At 55.3% G+C, this 470-nt stretch carries 2 protein-coding genes; one reads left to right on the forward strand and one right to left on the reverse strand.

Annotated features, from left to right (window positions below):
• On the reverse strand, positions 1-220 hold a 220-nt coding region (locus E0L37_RS21975; protein ID WP_370450666.1), incomplete at its 3' end, for an ACT domain-containing protein.
• A 30-nt stretch (positions 221-250) separates the two neighbouring features.
• On the opposite strand from E0L37_RS21975, the gene E0L37_RS21980 reads away from it, so the two are divergent.
• A partial coding sequence (locus E0L37_RS21980) for an ACT domain-containing protein (RefSeq protein ID WP_370450666.1) occupies positions 251-470 on the forward strand: 220 nt, incomplete at its 3' end.

The following is a 470-nucleotide window of genomic DNA, read 5'->3' on the forward strand; positions in this document are numbered from 1 at the left end:
ACATGGGGGGTGCGGGCGGTGGTTGTGATGGGTGGTGTATAGTGGTGAGTAGGGGAATATGTCGATCGTGTATGAGTGGATGCTTGTGGAGCTCGAGGGCCTGGTTAAGAGTGCGTGCCGCAAGTATGAGGTACGTTTCGGCCACCACCACGGAGATCTTGATTTCCGAGGTGGAGATCATGGTGATATTAACCCCTTCCTGGGCCAGGGTTTCAAACATCTTGCTGGCCACGCCGGCGTGGCCAGCAAGATGTTTGAAACCCTGGCCCAGGAAGGGGTTAATATCACCATGATCTCCACCTCGGAAATCAAGATCTCCGTGGTGGTGGCCGAAACGTACCTCATACTTGCGGCACGCACTCTTAACCAGGCCCTCGAGCTCCACAAGCATCCACTCATACACGATCGACATATTCCCCTACTCACCACTATACACCACCCATCACAACCACCGCCCGCACCCCCCATGT

This window comes from Alcanivorax sp. 24 (assembly GCF_004360225.1).
Classification (GTDB): Bacteria; Pseudomonadota; Gammaproteobacteria; order Pseudomonadales; family Alcanivoracaceae; genus Alloalcanivorax; species Alloalcanivorax xiamenensis.